This is a genomic window from Candidatus Auribacterota bacterium (assembly GCA_026392035.1).
Lineage (GTDB): Bacteria > Auribacterota > Tritonobacteria > UBA1439 > UBA1439 > JAPLCX01.
On the sequence record JAPLCX010000092.1, the window covers coordinates 1 to 14,650 of the forward strand.

15 protein-coding genes, 1 tRNA gene and 1 riboswitch are annotated in these 14,650 nt (G+C 55.1%); of the genes, 14 read left to right on the forward strand and 2 right to left on the reverse strand.

The window, feature by feature from the left end; genetic code table 11:
* Positions 1-265 precede the first annotated feature (265 nt).
* From NTX71_10170 to NTX71_10195, 6 genes are all read left to right on the forward strand, one after another.
* Positions 266-550 carry a hypothetical protein gene (locus NTX71_10170; protein MCX6340263.1) on the forward strand — a complete coding sequence of 95 codons (285 nt, stop codon included), beginning with the start codon at positions 266-268 and terminating at the stop codon, positions 548-550.
* 224 nt (positions 551-774) lie between these two features.
* Positions 775-864 (forward strand) — tRNA-Ser (locus tag NTX71_10175).
* Positions 865-1,116: 252 nt separating this feature from the next.
* Entirely contained in the window at positions 1,117-1,665 is a 549-nt protein-coding gene (locus NTX71_10180; GenBank protein MCX6340264.1) for a PadR family transcriptional regulator, read from the forward strand.
* Between the two features lie 619 nt (positions 1,666-2,284).
* Complete coding sequence (locus NTX71_10185; protein ID MCX6340265.1) at positions 2,285-3,250, forward strand: M28 family peptidase; 966 nt, start codon at positions 2,285-2,287, stop codon at positions 3,248-3,250.
* Positions 3,247-5,520, forward strand: coding sequence for an excinuclease ABC subunit UvrA (locus NTX71_10190; GenBank protein MCX6340266.1), 2,274 nt, complete (start codon positions 3,247-3,249; stop codon positions 5,518-5,520). The genes NTX71_10185 and NTX71_10190 overlap by 4 nt, the downstream gene beginning before the upstream one ends.
* Positions 5,513-6,514 (forward strand): hypothetical protein, encoded by a 1,002-nt coding sequence (locus NTX71_10195; GenBank protein MCX6340267.1) that lies wholly within the window; start codon positions 5,513-5,515, stop codon positions 6,512-6,514. Before NTX71_10190 ends, NTX71_10195 begins: the two co-directional genes overlap by 8 nt.
* A 31-nt stretch (positions 6,515-6,545) precedes the next feature.
* On the opposite strand, the gene NTX71_10200 is transcribed toward NTX71_10195, so the two are convergent.
* On the reverse strand, positions 6,546-7,454 hold the full coding sequence (locus NTX71_10200) for a hypothetical protein (GenBank protein MCX6340268.1): 909 nt from the start codon (positions 7,452-7,454) through the stop codon (positions 6,546-6,548).
* A gap of 256 nt (positions 7,455-7,710) precedes the next feature.
* On the opposite strand from NTX71_10200, the gene NTX71_10205 reads away from it, so the two are divergent.
* The 6 genes from NTX71_10205 (at position 7,711) to NTX71_10230 (ending at position 10,134) form a co-directional block, all read left to right on the forward strand.
* Entirely contained in the window at positions 7,711-8,082 is a 372-nt protein-coding gene (locus NTX71_10205; protein MCX6340269.1) for a hypothetical protein, read from the forward strand.
* A gap of 120 nt (positions 8,083-8,202) precedes the next feature.
* Complete coding sequence (locus NTX71_10210; protein MCX6340270.1) at positions 8,203-8,376, forward strand: hypothetical protein; 174 nt, start codon at positions 8,203-8,205, stop codon at positions 8,374-8,376.
* A gap of 2 nt (positions 8,377-8,378) precedes the next feature.
* Entirely contained in the window at positions 8,379-8,741 is a 363-nt protein-coding gene (locus NTX71_10215; protein MCX6340271.1) for a hypothetical protein, read from the forward strand.
* A gap of 4 nt (positions 8,742-8,745) precedes the next feature.
* Complete coding sequence (locus NTX71_10220) at positions 8,746-9,402, forward strand: NUDIX domain-containing protein (protein MCX6340272.1); 657 nt, start codon at positions 8,746-8,748, stop codon at positions 9,400-9,402.
* Between the two features lie 22 nt (positions 9,403-9,424).
* Positions 9,425-9,811 carry a hypothetical protein gene (locus tag NTX71_10225; protein ID MCX6340273.1) on the forward strand — a complete coding sequence of 129 codons (387 nt, stop codon included), beginning with the start codon at positions 9,425-9,427 and terminating at the stop codon, positions 9,809-9,811.
* Positions 9,808-10,134: an energy-coupling factor ABC transporter ATP-binding protein gene (locus NTX71_10230; GenBank protein MCX6340274.1), complete on the forward strand. Its 327-nt coding sequence runs from the start codon at positions 9,808-9,810 to the stop codon at positions 10,132-10,134. The genes NTX71_10225 and NTX71_10230 overlap by 4 nt, the downstream gene beginning before the upstream one ends.
* A 51-nt stretch (positions 10,135-10,185) precedes the next feature.
* Here the strand turns inward: NTX71_10230 and NTX71_10235 are convergent, their stop codons facing one another.
* Entirely contained in the window at positions 10,186-11,130 is a 945-nt protein-coding gene (locus tag NTX71_10235) for an aldo/keto reductase (protein MCX6340275.1), read from the reverse strand.
* Positions 11,131-11,328: 198 nt separating this feature from the next.
* Positions 11,329-11,528: riboswitch (cobalamin riboswitch) on the forward strand.
* A 245-nt stretch (positions 11,529-11,773) separates the two neighbouring features.
* Between NTX71_10235 and NTX71_10240 the strand changes: the two genes are divergently transcribed.
* Together NTX71_10240 and NTX71_10245 are read left to right on the forward strand one after the other, a co-directional pair.
* Positions 11,774-13,105: a hypothetical protein gene (locus tag NTX71_10240; GenBank protein MCX6340276.1), complete on the forward strand. Its 1,332-nt coding sequence runs from the start codon at positions 11,774-11,776 to the stop codon at positions 13,103-13,105.
* Between the two features lie 38 nt (positions 13,106-13,143).
* On the forward strand, positions 13,144-13,821 hold the full coding sequence (locus NTX71_10245) for a diphthine--ammonia ligase (protein MCX6340277.1): 678 nt from the start codon (positions 13,144-13,146) through the stop codon (positions 13,819-13,821).
* The last annotated feature ends 829 nt before the right edge of the window (positions 13,822-14,650 follow it).

Genomic DNA, 14,650 nt, shown 5'->3' on the forward strand with positions numbered 1-14,650 from the left:
ATCAAGGAGAACCTGGACCGGTTCCTCTGGTTCGTAGCCAATGAATTTCAACCAGTCTGTACATAGCGAGCGAGCTGAAAACCTTGTTTCACAAAGATCAAGGGAGCAGTCTGTGTATATACGCCATCTGCGTGCCTTTTCGGACTACAGATCCTTTCCATCACATCTGCTACAAGGACGGAGGCTTGTTTTCGGCTGCTAAAATGTTTTTTGCAACCTCACTCGCCGATTTCGGGTTAAAGATTCACCTTTTGCAGAAATTAATTTGATAGATATTTTGTGGAAATACTATAGAAATGGAATCGCGCATGGATTTGTGATAGACAGCAAAGGTGGTATTGAAATATCAGATACAGATGGCGATAGAAGAAAAGAACCTTATAGGGTTGAAAATAGATATTTAAAAGTCGATCCAATACATTTATTCAACGATTTAAAGCAGGTAATTAGGTGCTATTTCGTGGATCTCAAAGCTGGAAAATATTTCCTTAAGAATCATTTTTGTGTTCGCTTTTCAGAGGTATATCCTCACGGCAATGGCGTAGGATGATCTGGCCCCTAATATCCTGCGATACTTGCATAGGTTTTCGGTGGCCGGATGAATGACTGGGATTCTAAACTGGCCACAAAAGTAGATGTAGATAGTAATACAATGAAACTCGTGCAACCGAATTCTGATAGACACTTTTTGGACACCAAGCCATTATACTTGCCACACATGGCAATTTATTGGCATAGCATAACTAACTCCTATATAGTATGATATAGCTATTCGGAGGGGTGGCTGAGCGGACGAAAGCGCCGGTCTTGAAAACCGGTGTGCCCTTACGGGCACCGTGGGTTCGAATCCCACCCCCTCCGCCAATACTACAGGGATAAGGGAGTAGGGGGAAGGGAGAAGGGAAAAGCACTAAAGCAAAAATCGGTCACTACAGAGCAACCAGAAATGAGCGACCAGAAGATGTCATTGATGTAATAGACCACTCACCCCGCCGGTTGAAAAATTGGGAAAATCAGAAAGAATAATGATGAATATTTATTGACTATATATTGGATTCATACTATATTGAATGAGTACACTATCATCGGGATAACTACAATCAATGGGTGAACGCAATGGCTGAGTTATCATGTGCCGAGGCTGCTCTTCTGGGTCTGCTCTCTGAGGGACCGATGTATCCCTACCAGATAGAACAGCAGGTCAAGTACCGTGATATGCGGTTCTGGACTGAACTTTCGATGTCATCGATATATAAGCTGTTGAGGAAACTTGAAAAGGACGGCTTCGTCATACGAACAAATAAGATAAGCTCCCAGAACCGTCTTCGAAAACTATACACAATAAACAGTCAGGGCAAGGGGGCATTGAAAGAGAAACTTGCATTGCTGCTGAGCCAGCCGGAACATGTCAGATGGCAAATCGACATTGGCACGTATAATTGCAGTCTGCTTCCCGGCAACAAGATACAGGCGGCGCTTAAAAAGTACCGTACTGCCTTGGAAGAAAAGATCAATGGGTATGAAAAATTGCGAAGATATTTACGGGATGCCGGCTGCCCGCCTCATCGATTCGGAGTAGCAACCCGGCCAGTATTCCTATTGAAAGGAGAGCTGCAGTGGGTTGATTCCTATCTGTCGCAACTGAAAAAGGTTAATGCGCACTAGTGTCTTGTCACGGAAATTCCTAGCATATGTCTATCATCGCGAGCGAAAGCGAAGCGATCTCAACATATTGGCAATCATGAGATTGCTTCGTCGCTACGCTCCTCGCAATGACAGGACTTTTGAATGCTACTTCCGAGACACCACACTAGTCCTTGCCAGGAAAATGGCGTGACGCCTTTCATTAAAGACAATAGTGCTCTTCAATGTCGATAGGACCGGGTATTAATAATCCAATCGGGAGTAACCGAGCATGCGTAAAGCGGCATATACCCTGATGGTGGCTGTTCCGTTGCTATCTCCTCTCGCCTGTCAGAGGGAGAGGGAATCACGCGATGTACTTATACAAAACGCAAGAGAACCAAGGAGAATTATGGACATGAACAGAGATGAATATCTTTCCAAGGCAAAAACGTATCTAAGCACCCTGTGCAGCGTAAAACCAAACAGGCGTGTCGGATCACCGGGAAACCGAGCAGCTACGGACTTTTTTGCCCGAACGGTGAAGCCCTGGGGCTACACGATCGATACTACTCCCTTTTCGTGTCTGGATTATGCAGGAGGGGAATCATCATTGCTATGCGAGGGGAGATCCTTCGAAATTCACACAAGCCCGTTTTCCTTGGGATGCAATGTAACCGCTGCGCTGGAAACGGTTTCCACAATTGATGAGCTTGAGAAATGCGCATGCAAGGGAAAGATTCTGTTGATGAAGGGCGCGCTCTGCGCCGAGCAGTTGATGCCCAAGAACTTTGTATTCTATAATCCCGATCATCACAAGAGAATATACGCCCTCTTGGAAGAGAAACAGCCGGCAGTAATTATCACCGCAACGGGGAAAAAGCCGGAATTGGTTGGCGCGCTGTACCCGTTTCCCCTGATATGTGACGGGGATTTTGACATACCGTCGGTGTACTGCACGGATACTGTTGGGAAGGAACTCGCTGCCCGAACAGGCGAAATATTCAGGTTGAGGATCGATGCCAGGCGGATCCCCGCAACGGCGTGCAACGTGATCGCCCGGAAGAATCCTGATGCAAAGAATAAGGTTATCGTCTGCGCGCATATCGACGCGTATGAAAACGCGCCCGGCATCGTCGTCGAGCTGTTGCTTGCGGAGATGCTCAAAGATTATCATGGCCCAGCGTGTATTGAGATAATCGCATTTAACGGAGAGGACTATTACAGCGCGGGGGGGCAGATGGATTACCTGCGCCGATATGGGAAAGATTTCGACTCCATAGCCGTCGCCGTTAACATCGATGACGTGGGATATGTCCGCGGAAGGAGCGCCTATTCCCTCTACGACTGCCCGAAGGAAATCCGGGTGTGCGCGGACAGGGCGTTTGGCGCGTGCGGCGGGATCGTGAAGGGAGAGCAATGGCAGCAGGGCGATCACATGGTCTTCGTTCAGAATGGGAGGCCCGCGATAGCCTTCACGTCGGAAAACATGCGCGAGCTGATGGCGACGATCACGCATACCGCCGCTGACACGCCGGAGATCGTCGACTGCGGCAAACTCTACGAGGTGGCGCGCGCGCTGGAAAGCTTCATCACCCGCTTCCCGGAGCCCGCACAACGGCCATGACCCCGGACAAGATCATCATCGCGAACGCGCGGACCCACAACCTGAAGGGCATCTCCCTGGAGATCCCCAAGCACCGGATCGTGGTCTTCACCGGCGTGTCGGGGTCGGGGAAATCGTCCCTGGTCTTCGACACGATCTACACAGAGGCCCAGCGGCAGCTCATCGAAACATTCTCCTCCTTCGCGCGGGCCCGGCTCCCCAAGCTCTCCAAGCCCGACGTGGAGGAGATACGGAACATCTCGACAGCCATCGTGATCGACCAGAAACGGATGGGGACGACGCTGCGCAGCACGGTGGGGACCGCGACGGAGCTCTACACCTACCTGCGGCTCCTGTTCTCGCGGTGCGGCACGCCGTTCATCGGCCCGTCGTTCTTTTTCGGGTTCAATCATCCGGCGGGGATGTGCCCCGCCTGCAAGGGGCTCGGGAAGAGGATACGGATCGACACGACCCTCCTGCTCGACGAGGAGAAGACCATCCGGGAGGGGGCGATCGTCCATCCCGACTACAAGGTGGGCGCGTGGAACTGGCTGGAGATGGTGGCGATCGGCCTGTTCGATGTGGACAAGAAGCTGAAGGATTTCTCCGAGAAGGAGCGCGCCGACCTGCTCTACGCGGAGGGGATCCCGGTCGATAAGACGCACGGCGCCGGGACCTACACGAAGAACTACCAGGGGGTCGTCAGGAAGCTCGAGCGGCTGCACATCAACAAAGCGAAGGACCAGCTCTCCGCGGCGCGGCGGGACGCGTACGAGCGGTACTTCGTCTACTCGGACTGCGATTCCTGCGGGGGGGCGCGGATCAACGAGAAGGCGCGGTCCGTCACCCTGAACGGCAGGACGATCCCCGATCTGGTGAACATGGAGCTCACCGACCTCCGCAAGTTCCTCGCAACGGTCGGCGGGGATGTCGCGCGGCCGATGGTCCGGAAGATGCAGCAGATGCTCTCCTATATGGTTGACATCGACGTGGGGTACCTGTCGCTCAACCGCGCCGTGGCCACGCTCTCGGGCGGGGAGAGCCAGAGGGTGAAGATGGCACGGCAGCTCGGGTGCGACCTCGTGGACCTGATGTACATCCTGGACGAGCCGTCGATCGGCCTCCACCCGAAAGACATCAACGCGATGATCGGGATGCTGAAAAAGCTGAGGGACAAGGGAAACAGCGTTCTGGTCGTCGAGCACGACCCGGCAGTGATACGGGCGGCCGACTATGCCGTCGACATCGGGCCCCGCGCCGGAAGGCAGGGGGGGGAGGTGGTGTATGCCGGGACGGTCGACGGGCTCCTGCGGTCGAAAGGGATCACTGGGGAGTACCTGAACAGGAACACGAGGGACGGCGGCCGGCGAAAGGCATGGACGAAGTCCATCGAGATCAGGAATGCGACCCTGCATAATCTAAAAAATGTCTCAACCAGGATCCCCCGGGGCGTGCTCACGTGCGTGACCGGCGTGGCGGGCTCCGGGAAGAGCAGCCTTATCCACGGCGTGTTCATCGAGGAGAACAGGGATGCGGTCAGTATCGACCAGTCGCCCGTCGGAAGATCCTCGAGATCCAACCCCGCGACATACATCGGCTTTTTCGACCTGATCAGAAAGGAGTTCGCGCGTGCCACGGCGGCGGCCCCCTCGCTGTTCAGCTTCAACTCGAAGGGCGCATGCCCCCAGTGCAAGGGCCTTGGCACAATAAGCGTGGAGATGAGTTTCCTGGACGAGATCAAGATAACCTGCGACGAGTGCCAGGGAAAAAGGTACACGGAGGATGTCCTCGCCCTGCGGTACAGAGGGAAGAATATCCATGACATCCTGAACATGACTGTTGCTGAGGCGCAGGAGTTCTTCAACAATCCCGAGATCAATAAGAGACTGCGGATCCTGTGCGACGTGGGATTGGACTACCTGGAGATCGGGCAGCCGTTGAGCACGCTGTCGGGAGGCGAGGCCCAGAGGATCAAACTGGCGTCGGAGCTGCATAAAAAGGGCGAGATATATATCATGGACGAGCCCACCACGGGGCTCCACATGGCCGATATCGAAAAACTGCTGCAGATCATCAGGAGCCTGGTCGATAATGACAATACCGTAATCGTGATCGAGCACAACCTGGATGTCATACAATGCGCCGACTGGATCATCGACCTGGGACCGGAAGGGGGCGCCAGGGGAGGGACAATCGTGTGTGAGGGAACGCCGGAAGACCTCATGCGATGCGGTGAAAGCTTTACTGGACGATACCTGAGGGGAGAGGAGACGTGCGCTGAAGATGCCTGATTGGAAGAAGTTTCTCCGTTGCGATCCGGTGCCGGCGCTTCTCGCGTCGGGGAATCCGGCCATTGAATATTTTACGCGGCGGGATCTCCTGGGAGAGAAGGTTGAGCCGATCGAAACGCTCTGGGAGCTGCCGTGTGTGGGGCGTATTTTTCAGAGACAGCAGGCCGATGGCGCGTGGAGATACCACGGTAGCAGTGCGCACATGCGCTCGGAGGAAGATTACAATCAGATAGAAACCTACAGAATGCTCGGGGAACTCGTAGAAAAATACGGGCTCAACAGGAGGCATCCGCAAATCCAGACGGCAGCCGAATTCCTTTTTCGCTGCCAGACCGCCGAAGGAGACTTCAGAGGAATCTATGGCCCTCTCTACTCCCCGAACTACACCGCCGGCATCATGGAACTGCTCATCAAGGCGGGATACGGCGATGATCCCCGCATCGAGAAGGGGTTTAGGTGGCTTCTCTCCATGCGGCAGGATGACGGCGGCTGGGCGATCCCCATGAGGACAGTCAGAGCGAGCTATAAAACGAGCGTGGCGAGTGGCGCGGCGATTGAGCCCGACCGCACGAGGCCTTTCTCGCACCTCGCCACAGGAGTCGTGCTCCGCGCCTTCGCGGCCCATCCAATCTACGGGAGGTCAAAAGAGGCACAGCATGCGGGAACATTGCTTGCCTCGCGTTTCTTCAGGAGGGACGCATACCCGGACCGGAGCGCGCCGGAGTACTGGGGAAGGGTGTCGTACCCGTTCTGGTTCACGGACATAGTGTCCGCGCTCGACTCCTTATCACGTATGGGCTTCTCTAAAAATAATGCACAGATCGCGCGCGCCCTTGACTGGCTGAGGGGTCGGCAGGACAGAAAGGGCCTCTTCAGGCTCAAGCTCCTGCGGGGAAAAGACAAGGACTTGATCTACTGGGTCTGCCTCGCGGTGTGCAAGGTATTCAAGAGATTAGCTGTATCTCTGCCTGCCAACAAGAGAAGCAGTTTGTAATTCCGAGGCGTCAATTTCTCGCGCCGCCAGCTCATGGTTTGGGCGTGGGAGTGCCGGCCACCAGTTGGAACTGGGTGTCCTCGACATTCGATATCTGATACTTCCCCTTGAGTGGATTCTTACCGACAGTCGCGAGCACGCCGTATATTGTGTAGAGACCAGGAGGGGCATTATTCGGGAGAGGCCCGAAGCCGATGTCGCCGGAGGCGTCGCCGATGGTCATGTTGCCCCGCACAGGCGTCTGCTTGGATGTGAGTCCGCCGCGGCTGTTACGGTAGAGCAGCTTTCCATTGGGGAGCGTGACGGCGAGGTATGCGTCGGCGTGATATCCTTTCCAACCGTTTGCCTTCACACGATAACGCACCACCGGCTCCTCACCGTAGGCGAGCACCATGGTGGATTCCATCCGCAGGCTCAGCTCTGGAGGTGTTCCACTGGGGGGAGTCGGTGTCGGGGTGGGACCGGAGGCCACTATGGTGATGGCGCCATTTTGAGCTGTGGCGGTATTCCAGTAGCCGGAATAATCGGTCTCGTAGTACGCGGGGCCGATGAAGTTCACAGGGGTCGTGGTGGAGCGGGCGCTCGATGATATGATGAACGTGAGTATTGCGAGCCTGCTGATGTCGTCGACCCACCATTCGTCACCCCAGGATTCCGTGTAGATGTGGACCCTGCCCGGAGGCGACTCGTTGCACCAGATCCGGTAGATCCCATTGTCCTGCGCACCGTCGCTCAACTCGACATTGTCCAGCGTGAGGAGGTTAGTATCGTATTCAAATGTGCAATCAAAGTCCGTCACTGACTCATCCGGGTCTATACTCAGCGAGAAACTCACCGAGCTGCCGGGCGCGCCGCTGCCGCTGCCGAAGCTCATGATATCCGCTCGGCACGGGAGCGCGGCGAGCATCGTCATCACGTAACAAAAGATAATAGCTTTCACACTCTACCTCCAATGGTTGAATCCTGGATCTCGATACACCAAAAGGAAACTGCGATGAAGTATGTTGACACGAACTATGGGTGAAAGTCAAACCGAATGAACGAACCCGCCGGGCATGGTCACCAGCCGGATGCCGGGTGACTAATCCGTTTTACAAAGAAGCTAATTTTTACTATTGTAATAACCCCGAACGGCCCCGAGTCGTTTATAGCGTGTACGGCGTAATGGCCATAGATTAAATCGAAAGGAGCACCGTATGATAAGGAAAAAAGAAGGGTATGTGGCGCCGCCGAGAGGGTCTATTCACAACGAGGTTGCCAAGCTTCTCCCTACTGTGCCGAGGGAGCTCATCGAGGGGCTCGATTTTACCGCCCTCTACACAATCCATAGTGAGATTGCCCGTTACGACCTGAACCCGGAGGCGGTTGCTGAGGTAAATATCACCGGATACCGGTGCGGCAGGGATCTCTCAGGGGCGAAGGCGGCGGTCAAGCAGTTCAGGCGCGATCTCAAGAAACAGCTCGCCGATGCGGTCCGCCGAAAGAGGGATGAGGCCCGGGCGAAGGCGCACGCCGCAAAGGCGAGGGAACGGGGCGCGAGAGACAAGGCACGCGTCCGCGCCGGATAACAGCCCGAGGAATCGTGGTCTTTGAGGAAGGGAGAGAGTTACTGCACCGTTATTGATTCCGTCGCGATCGCGGGGCTGATTTTCTGGAGCACCTTGATCGCATGGAGGAGTATGAGAGAAATGGCAAAACAGGATACCGGCATAAGAAAGATTCCTTTTGAAAACGTTCTGCCGTGCATACAGGACTGCATCACCTATCCGACCATTTCAGGGCAGGAGGGAAAGCTGGTGGAGCACCTCATAGACGGGCGCGGCGGGAACTCAACCGTTCTTAAACGTGTGGAGCTCACCTAAGAATGAAAAAGATCCTTATGGCGGCCGTTCTCGCAGCGGTGCTCTCGTGCGCCTGGAGCGAAGAGCCGGCACTGCCGGATAGTTTTAAGGGAGTGGTTCCTGTTTTTTCAGGAGCACGGATCGTACTTTCTGCGGACACAGGGGAGGGCATGCAGGTGCTCCTCCGGAGCAACGGGACGGTACTGGAGATCATCGAATTTTACCGCAAGGCCATGAGGGAGAATGGCTGGATCGAAAGCGCGCAGGTGGCCGTACCCGATGGTCGAACGGTAGCCTTCCAAAAGGGAGGACGTTCGCTGGCCGTCACTGCCCTGAAACCTGCGGGGGAAGAAGCTCATGTCACGCTTTTTCTCACAAGGGGGTAGCACCGTGAGCAAAGGGCAAGAGATCATGGTTGTGGAGCGCGATCTGCTTCTCCGGGAGAGGCCGTTCCAGGGCTTTTCCCCCGCAGGGGCGTACGACTACGAGTCGCTCATCCTGAAAAATTACCGCTATGCACCGCGGGGAAACGTGGAGGACAATCCCGCCCTCAAGCAGCCCATCGCATACTGCATCATTGTCAATCCTGCGATGGGGAAGATATTCGCCTACAAGAGGGCCGAGGGGGATGGGGACTACGACGAGGTGCGGCTGAGGGGAAAGTGGTCCCTGGGAATAGGGGGGCACATCGATCGCGCAGACCTCGCTGCGGAGAACCCGGTCAGGGCGAGCATGCTCAGGGAGCTCGGAGAGGAGATTGAAATCACGGGACCGCTCACGCCGAGGATCCTGGGGTACATCAACGATGACATGGACATGGTGGGCAAAGTCCACTTCGGCCTTCTTTATCGGCTTGATACTGAGGCGAGGGAGATAACGCAGCGGGCGACGGAGATCGCCGAGAGCCGGATGCTCACCGCCGGGGAGTGGCAGCGCATGCTGCGCCGCAGGGATATCGTCATCGAAGAGTGGTCCCGCATTGCCTCCGGCCCCCTCCTCGAGAGCCTGTCAGCGGGGGGGATGCGTCATTACACATTCCTTCATTGACCGATACAGCAGCGGCGACAGTGTGGTGCATCGCGTTGACCCGAGGGTCAAGTTCATCGCGATGGCTGCGGGCGTTCTTTTCATTATCACCACCCCTCCCAGGGCGTACCCGAGCTTTGTGATCTACGCGCTCACCGTTCTCTCGCTTCTCACCGTCGCCCGCGTGCCCCTCGCATTCGCGGGCATGCGGTTGCTGCTCACCATGCCGTTCGTGCTCGCGATCGGCGCATTCATCCCTTTCATCAGGGAGGGCGAGATCGCGGGCAGCTACTCTCTTGGATCGTGGAGGCTCGCGGTGACCGATAACGGCCTGCTCTCGGACGATCTCATGCGGATGCAGCGAGCGGAGCGCGCGCGCTTTCAGCCGTGGGATTGGGGGGATTTGAATCCAGGTCCTCGCACCACTTGAGCTTCGAGGAGAAAAAGAAGGTTTCACTCGCGACGGTGCTGGCGCTCGACCCCGAAATTATCGCGCTCGACGAGCCCACGAGCAACCTCGACCCTGAGAGCAGGGATGAATTTATACGCGTGCTCAAATCGTGCAAGGGGACGAAGATCGTCGCCACTCATGACCTCGATCTCGTCGTCGAGATGTGCGAACGGGCGGTGCTCCTGAGCGCGGGAAAAATCGTGGCTGACGGCCCTTCCGCCGAGATACTCGGGGATCGAGGTTTCATGCAGCGCCACCGGTTGAAGGTGCCGCTCACATTGCAGCTCAGGGGAAAAATGTGAGCGCTCCCTCTGTGGCCGTCTGGGCCACGCAGGTGCCGACTTCCTGCGCGGTCACCGCTCGAAGATGCGGTTGCATGCCGTGGTGATCGCATCGAGCTCACTCCTCGACAGCTCCCAGTTCCCCGCTCCTGCGTTCATGGTCGCCTGCGCAGCGGTGCGCGCGCCCACCAGCGCGGCCGTGACTCCTTCCTGCTGACGTGCCCAGTTGACGGCTACCTGTGCGAGGGGAACGGCCCTTTTCCCGGCAACCTCTTTCATCTCTGCCAGGAGCGATTGCGTCCGGCTCCAGTAGGGCTCTTTATAGAACATGTAGAAGAAGTTGCGGCAGTCACCCTTGCTAAAACAGGGGGGCTCAACATACTTGCCTGTGAGGATGCCGCTCCCGAGGGTGCCATAGGAGATGATCCCGATTTTCTTCTCCCGGCAGAATGGGAGAATGGATTGTTCTACCTTCCTCTCGAGCAGGGAGTAGTGCGGCTGCAGACTCACCACGGGGGCGACGGCGAGCGCTCGCTCGAGGAGCGGCACGTCGAAATTTGAAACGCCGATGTGGCGGATCTTCCCTGCGTCTCGCATCTTCAGCATTTCTCTCATCGTCTCTTCGACCGGCGTCTTTGGATCAGGCCAGTGGCACTGGTAGAGGTCAATGGTGTCCAAGCCGAGCCTTCGCAGGGAGTCCTCGATCTCCTTCCTGATATCATCCGGTTTGAGGCTGTAGCTGAACTTCTTGCCATCGCGGTGGACGCCGCACTTGGTGGCGACGATCACGCGCGCGCGCCGTCCCTTGATCGCCTTTCCCACAATCTCTTCCGCGTGCCCCCTGCCGTATGCGGGAGCGGTGTCAATGAGATTTATCCCTGAGTCGAGCGCGGCATGGATTGCCGCGATGGACTCCTCGTCCTCCGCGTGTCCCCAGTGATCGCCCCCGAGAACCCACGTGCCCAGACCCACTTCAGATACCACGAGATCACTCGTGCTGAGTTTTCGGTACTTCATAAGTGTGTCCTTTCCGACAAGCAAGAATATATCTGTGCGCCGGCATCATTATATGCGATTTTACATAGAGCCTGAAGCCCAAATCCGCACCACATTTCGCCTACTATGTGAAATACTGTCCGCAGCCCTTAGCTTTGGGACAACGCCGGCAAAATTTTGCTGTGCGAATAATTTATTTGACCTCCCGCAGGGGGAGTGTATAATAGCACTGTTCTTTGAAACAATGCTGTATGAGGGAAAGCGGTGAAATACCGCTGCTGCCCCCGCAACTGTAAGTGGCGTGGGTGCGTGCCGCAGGCCACTGGCGCAGTGGATCAGGGAATGGTTGCTGCGCTGGGAAGGCGTGCGGGTCGTATGATGCCACAAGCCAGGACACCTCAGGAAAAATCTTCTTCGGGGTGGGAGAAGCCGGTGTGAAAGAGGCCAGTTCTTCTTAACCTGAGGAGCTGGCTTTTTTATTGTCTGGTGGCTGAGCGCTCCGAAGTTCATATAGAAGTGAATAGGGTAGAAAAAGAATAGAAAAAGAAAGGAGAATAACATGAGAACCGGATTGATCGCGGATACGTTGGCATGTGTGGTAGCGGCAGCTGTATTCAATTTTTTACCACGGAGGACACGGAGATCACAGAGAAAGGAGGCAAAGATGAGATTGGCAATTATGCTGGGGATTATCGCAGTCGCCTGTGTTGCGTCCGGCGCGGTCCAGGTGCCGGAGGGTTACAAGGCCTCAGCGATCAATCAAAACTGCGGAGGCGGGATCGACTATCTCCCTGATGGAGATATAATTGGAATGTACATGGATCTCGCTTACACTGCAAATAGCTACATTGTCCGGGTTGACGCCAACGCCGACGGTTCGCCTGCAACGGCGGAGCTGTTGTACGATTTTGGGGCTCCCGTGTATGGCTCATTTATTCGGGTGAGTCCTGATGGCGGCTTTGCGCTCTTTGGAGAGAGCACGAGCGGGACTATTTACAGGATGAATCTTTCGGACAATGCTGTCCAACCGGTCAAGACAGTTGCGTTTAATTATGACCTTGCGTTTATAGACAGCGGGAACTGTTACCTCAGCGCATCCCCGGGAGGTTTCGGCAGCCCCAACATCATATATCACTGGAACCTGACGAGCGATGAAATGACGGAGGTGGTGCGGATATCGGATGCGCCCTCGGGACCTATTTCGGTCGATGCACAGGGCAATCTCTACTATGTAAAAGGCACGCTTGATTTCCCCGCTCCCCCGGCAAGCTGTAAATTGCTCAGGTTCTCTCAATCAGCACTAAGCGCTGTCCTTAATGGTGCTCCCAAACTTGGCGAAGGAGACGCAGTCCAACTAGCCATACTTGATTACGGTTATGACATTGTCTGGCATTCGTCCGGCGCCTTGTTTGTCTCTGATTCCAACAAGGGGAAAATCTATAAAGTTGGAACTGATGGAAAAGTCAGCGATTTTTGCGTCAGGGCCGCTGGATCATCAGACTCTTATACATATCTGGCCCTGTACAGCCGTGATTCATCCTTTGGGCCCAACGAGAGCACGCCAGCCAAATTAGCCTTCGCTTATACCGATTGGGCAACAGCAAGTGCAGTGTACCAGGTGACCTCTATCGCGCCACCCGCCCCGGAGGCAATTCAGTTGAATTGTAACGGCAAAATCTTCCACGCCGGCGATCGGTTCGCGCTCTCTGTCGCGGTGCAGCCGACCACGCAGCCGTTTGACGCCTATGTCGTGTTCAGGGGGCCGGGCGTATCCTACTCACTCACCCCCAGGGGCCTTGTAAAGGGAGTCAAAGCCTATGCCGTGGCGGTGCCCGTTTTAAGGCAGGCAGTGACCAAAGACCTCCTCGACATGCCCATCCCCGCAGGTGTTCTCGCGGGGACGTGGACCATCTACGCGGGCCTCATGCCGAAGGGGACCGCTCCTTCGCCCATAAAAGCATTCGCGCTGGATTCCGTTGAGGTCACCGTGAAGTAGCCCGGACGCCGATTCCCCTGTTGGCCGGAAAAAACACAATGACAGTTGACGCGAAGGAATCAATCACTGGTCTTCCCTTCTTCTGTTCATGGAGCGGCGGAAAAGACTCGTGTCTGGCTTTGTACCACGCCATCCAGAACGGCGGCAAGCCCCACTCCCTTCTCACGATCCTATCGGAAGATGGCGTAACTTCTCGTTCCCACGCACTGCCCAAACCGTTGATTGAGGAACAGGCCAGAAGTTTGGGTTTGCAGCCGGTTTTCCGTTCAGCCTCGTGGCAGCAATACGAAGTGGAATTTATTTCGGCCCTTCACGAGTTCAAGAAGTCCGGAATCGAAGTGGGCGTATTCGGGGATATTGACGTGGACTCGCATCGTGAATGGGTTAGGCGTGTGTGTGGTGTTGCGGGGATCGTACCGGTTCATCCCCTCTGGAAACGAGATCGGCGCGAACTGCTGGAAGAATTCATCGGTCTGGGATTCAGAGCCCAAATCGTCGTCATCAATGAACAGAAGCTGGACAAGAACTTCTTGGGAAAGAGCATACAGGCTCAGACAATTTCCGAAATGGGGGAGGCCGGAATTGATCCGTCGGGAGAGTTGGGTGAATACCATACCGTTGTCACGGACGGTCCGATCTTTTCCTCGAAAATGGAAATCAAACCAGCGGGTCACCACCACAACGAGGGTTACTGGTTTTTGAAGGTGGATCTGTAAAACCAATTGAAGCGGCCAACAACGGAGTGCAGGCGACGCTTTACAGCGCGCCTGACTCCGAGCGATCTGGCGAAAATTACGTTGTAATCTACACTGGGCTGGCGCCATCGAGGGCAGTTGCGTCACCCCAGAACGCCCCCGCCCTGGATTTCATGGGTGGCCATTTTCGGACAGCACGAGTGTCTGGCCTTCCGCCGGAGGCTGACACGCAGCAGACTTGCCCGCCTTTGGCAGGGGGGGATCAGCAGAATTTACCCACCCACAACGGAAGAGCACCGTAAATTGTGCTGTCATGACCATAATATTTGGTCATGATAAAGGCGCCCCTTATGCTATAAAGTACATACTCCTATGCGCATCATCTATTACCGACCCAGTGATTTTTCAGGACATTCCCCGCTTTTTAGCCGTCCCATTTTGTAATATATTGTTGGCCGCAACCAATTTTTACCACTGAACCTGCCTGCCGGCGGGCAGGGACACTGAATTCACTGAACACAACATTCTACGGTAAAGAAAGTTACGAATACCAAGCAAAAAACTTTCTCAAAAAGAAAAGTTTTGCACACTTGCAATACGAAGGTCACGAAGATAGCGGAATAGGCTGATTAACCTACTTTTTCTTCGTGCCCTTCGCGGTGAGAACTGCCTTGTAAAGAAAAATGGGGGAACGCCAGAGTGATTTTTACTGTGATTCAGACAGTGGGAGAAGAGAAGAGCTAATCTTTTATGTAGCAAAGAGTTATGTGATTTATGAGATTGAGGCCTGAGATTTTCTTTCGGCCTCATCATTTTTTTGCTTGTAATCTGATTGTATAATGATATAGTT

Excerpts from the sequence above, each read along its gene's own strand:
- NTX71_10180 (MCX6340264.1), top strand. The coding sequence starts at position 1,117 with ATGGCTGAGTTATCATGTGCCGAGGCTGCTCTTCTGGGTCTGCTCTCT.
- NTX71_10190 (MCX6340266.1), top strand. The coding sequence starts at position 3,247 with ATGACCCCGGACAAGATCATCATCGCGAACGCGCGGACCCACAACCTG.
- NTX71_10195 (MCX6340267.1), top strand. The coding sequence starts at position 5,513 with ATGCCTGATTGGAAGAAGTTTCTCCGTTGCGATCCGGTGCCGGCGCTT.
- NTX71_10205 (MCX6340269.1), top strand. The coding sequence starts at position 7,711 with ATGATAAGGAAAAAAGAAGGGTATGTGGCGCCGCCGAGAGGGTCTATT.
- NTX71_10210 (MCX6340270.1), top strand. The coding sequence starts at position 8,203 with ATGGCAAAACAGGATACCGGCATAAGAAAGATTCCTTTTGAAAACGTT.
- NTX71_10215 (MCX6340271.1), top strand. The coding sequence starts at position 8,379 with ATGAAAAAGATCCTTATGGCGGCCGTTCTCGCAGCGGTGCTCTCGTGC.
- NTX71_10235 (MCX6340275.1), bottom strand. The coding sequence starts at position 11,130 with ATGAAGTACCGAAAACTCAGCACGAGTGATCTCGTGGTATCTGAAGTG.
- NTX71_10240 (MCX6340276.1), top strand. The coding sequence starts at position 11,774 with ATGAGATTGGCAATTATGCTGGGGATTATCGCAGTCGCCTGTGTTGCG.
- NTX71_10245 (MCX6340277.1), top strand. The coding sequence starts at position 13,144 with ATGACAGTTGACGCGAAGGAATCAATCACTGGTCTTCCCTTCTTCTGT.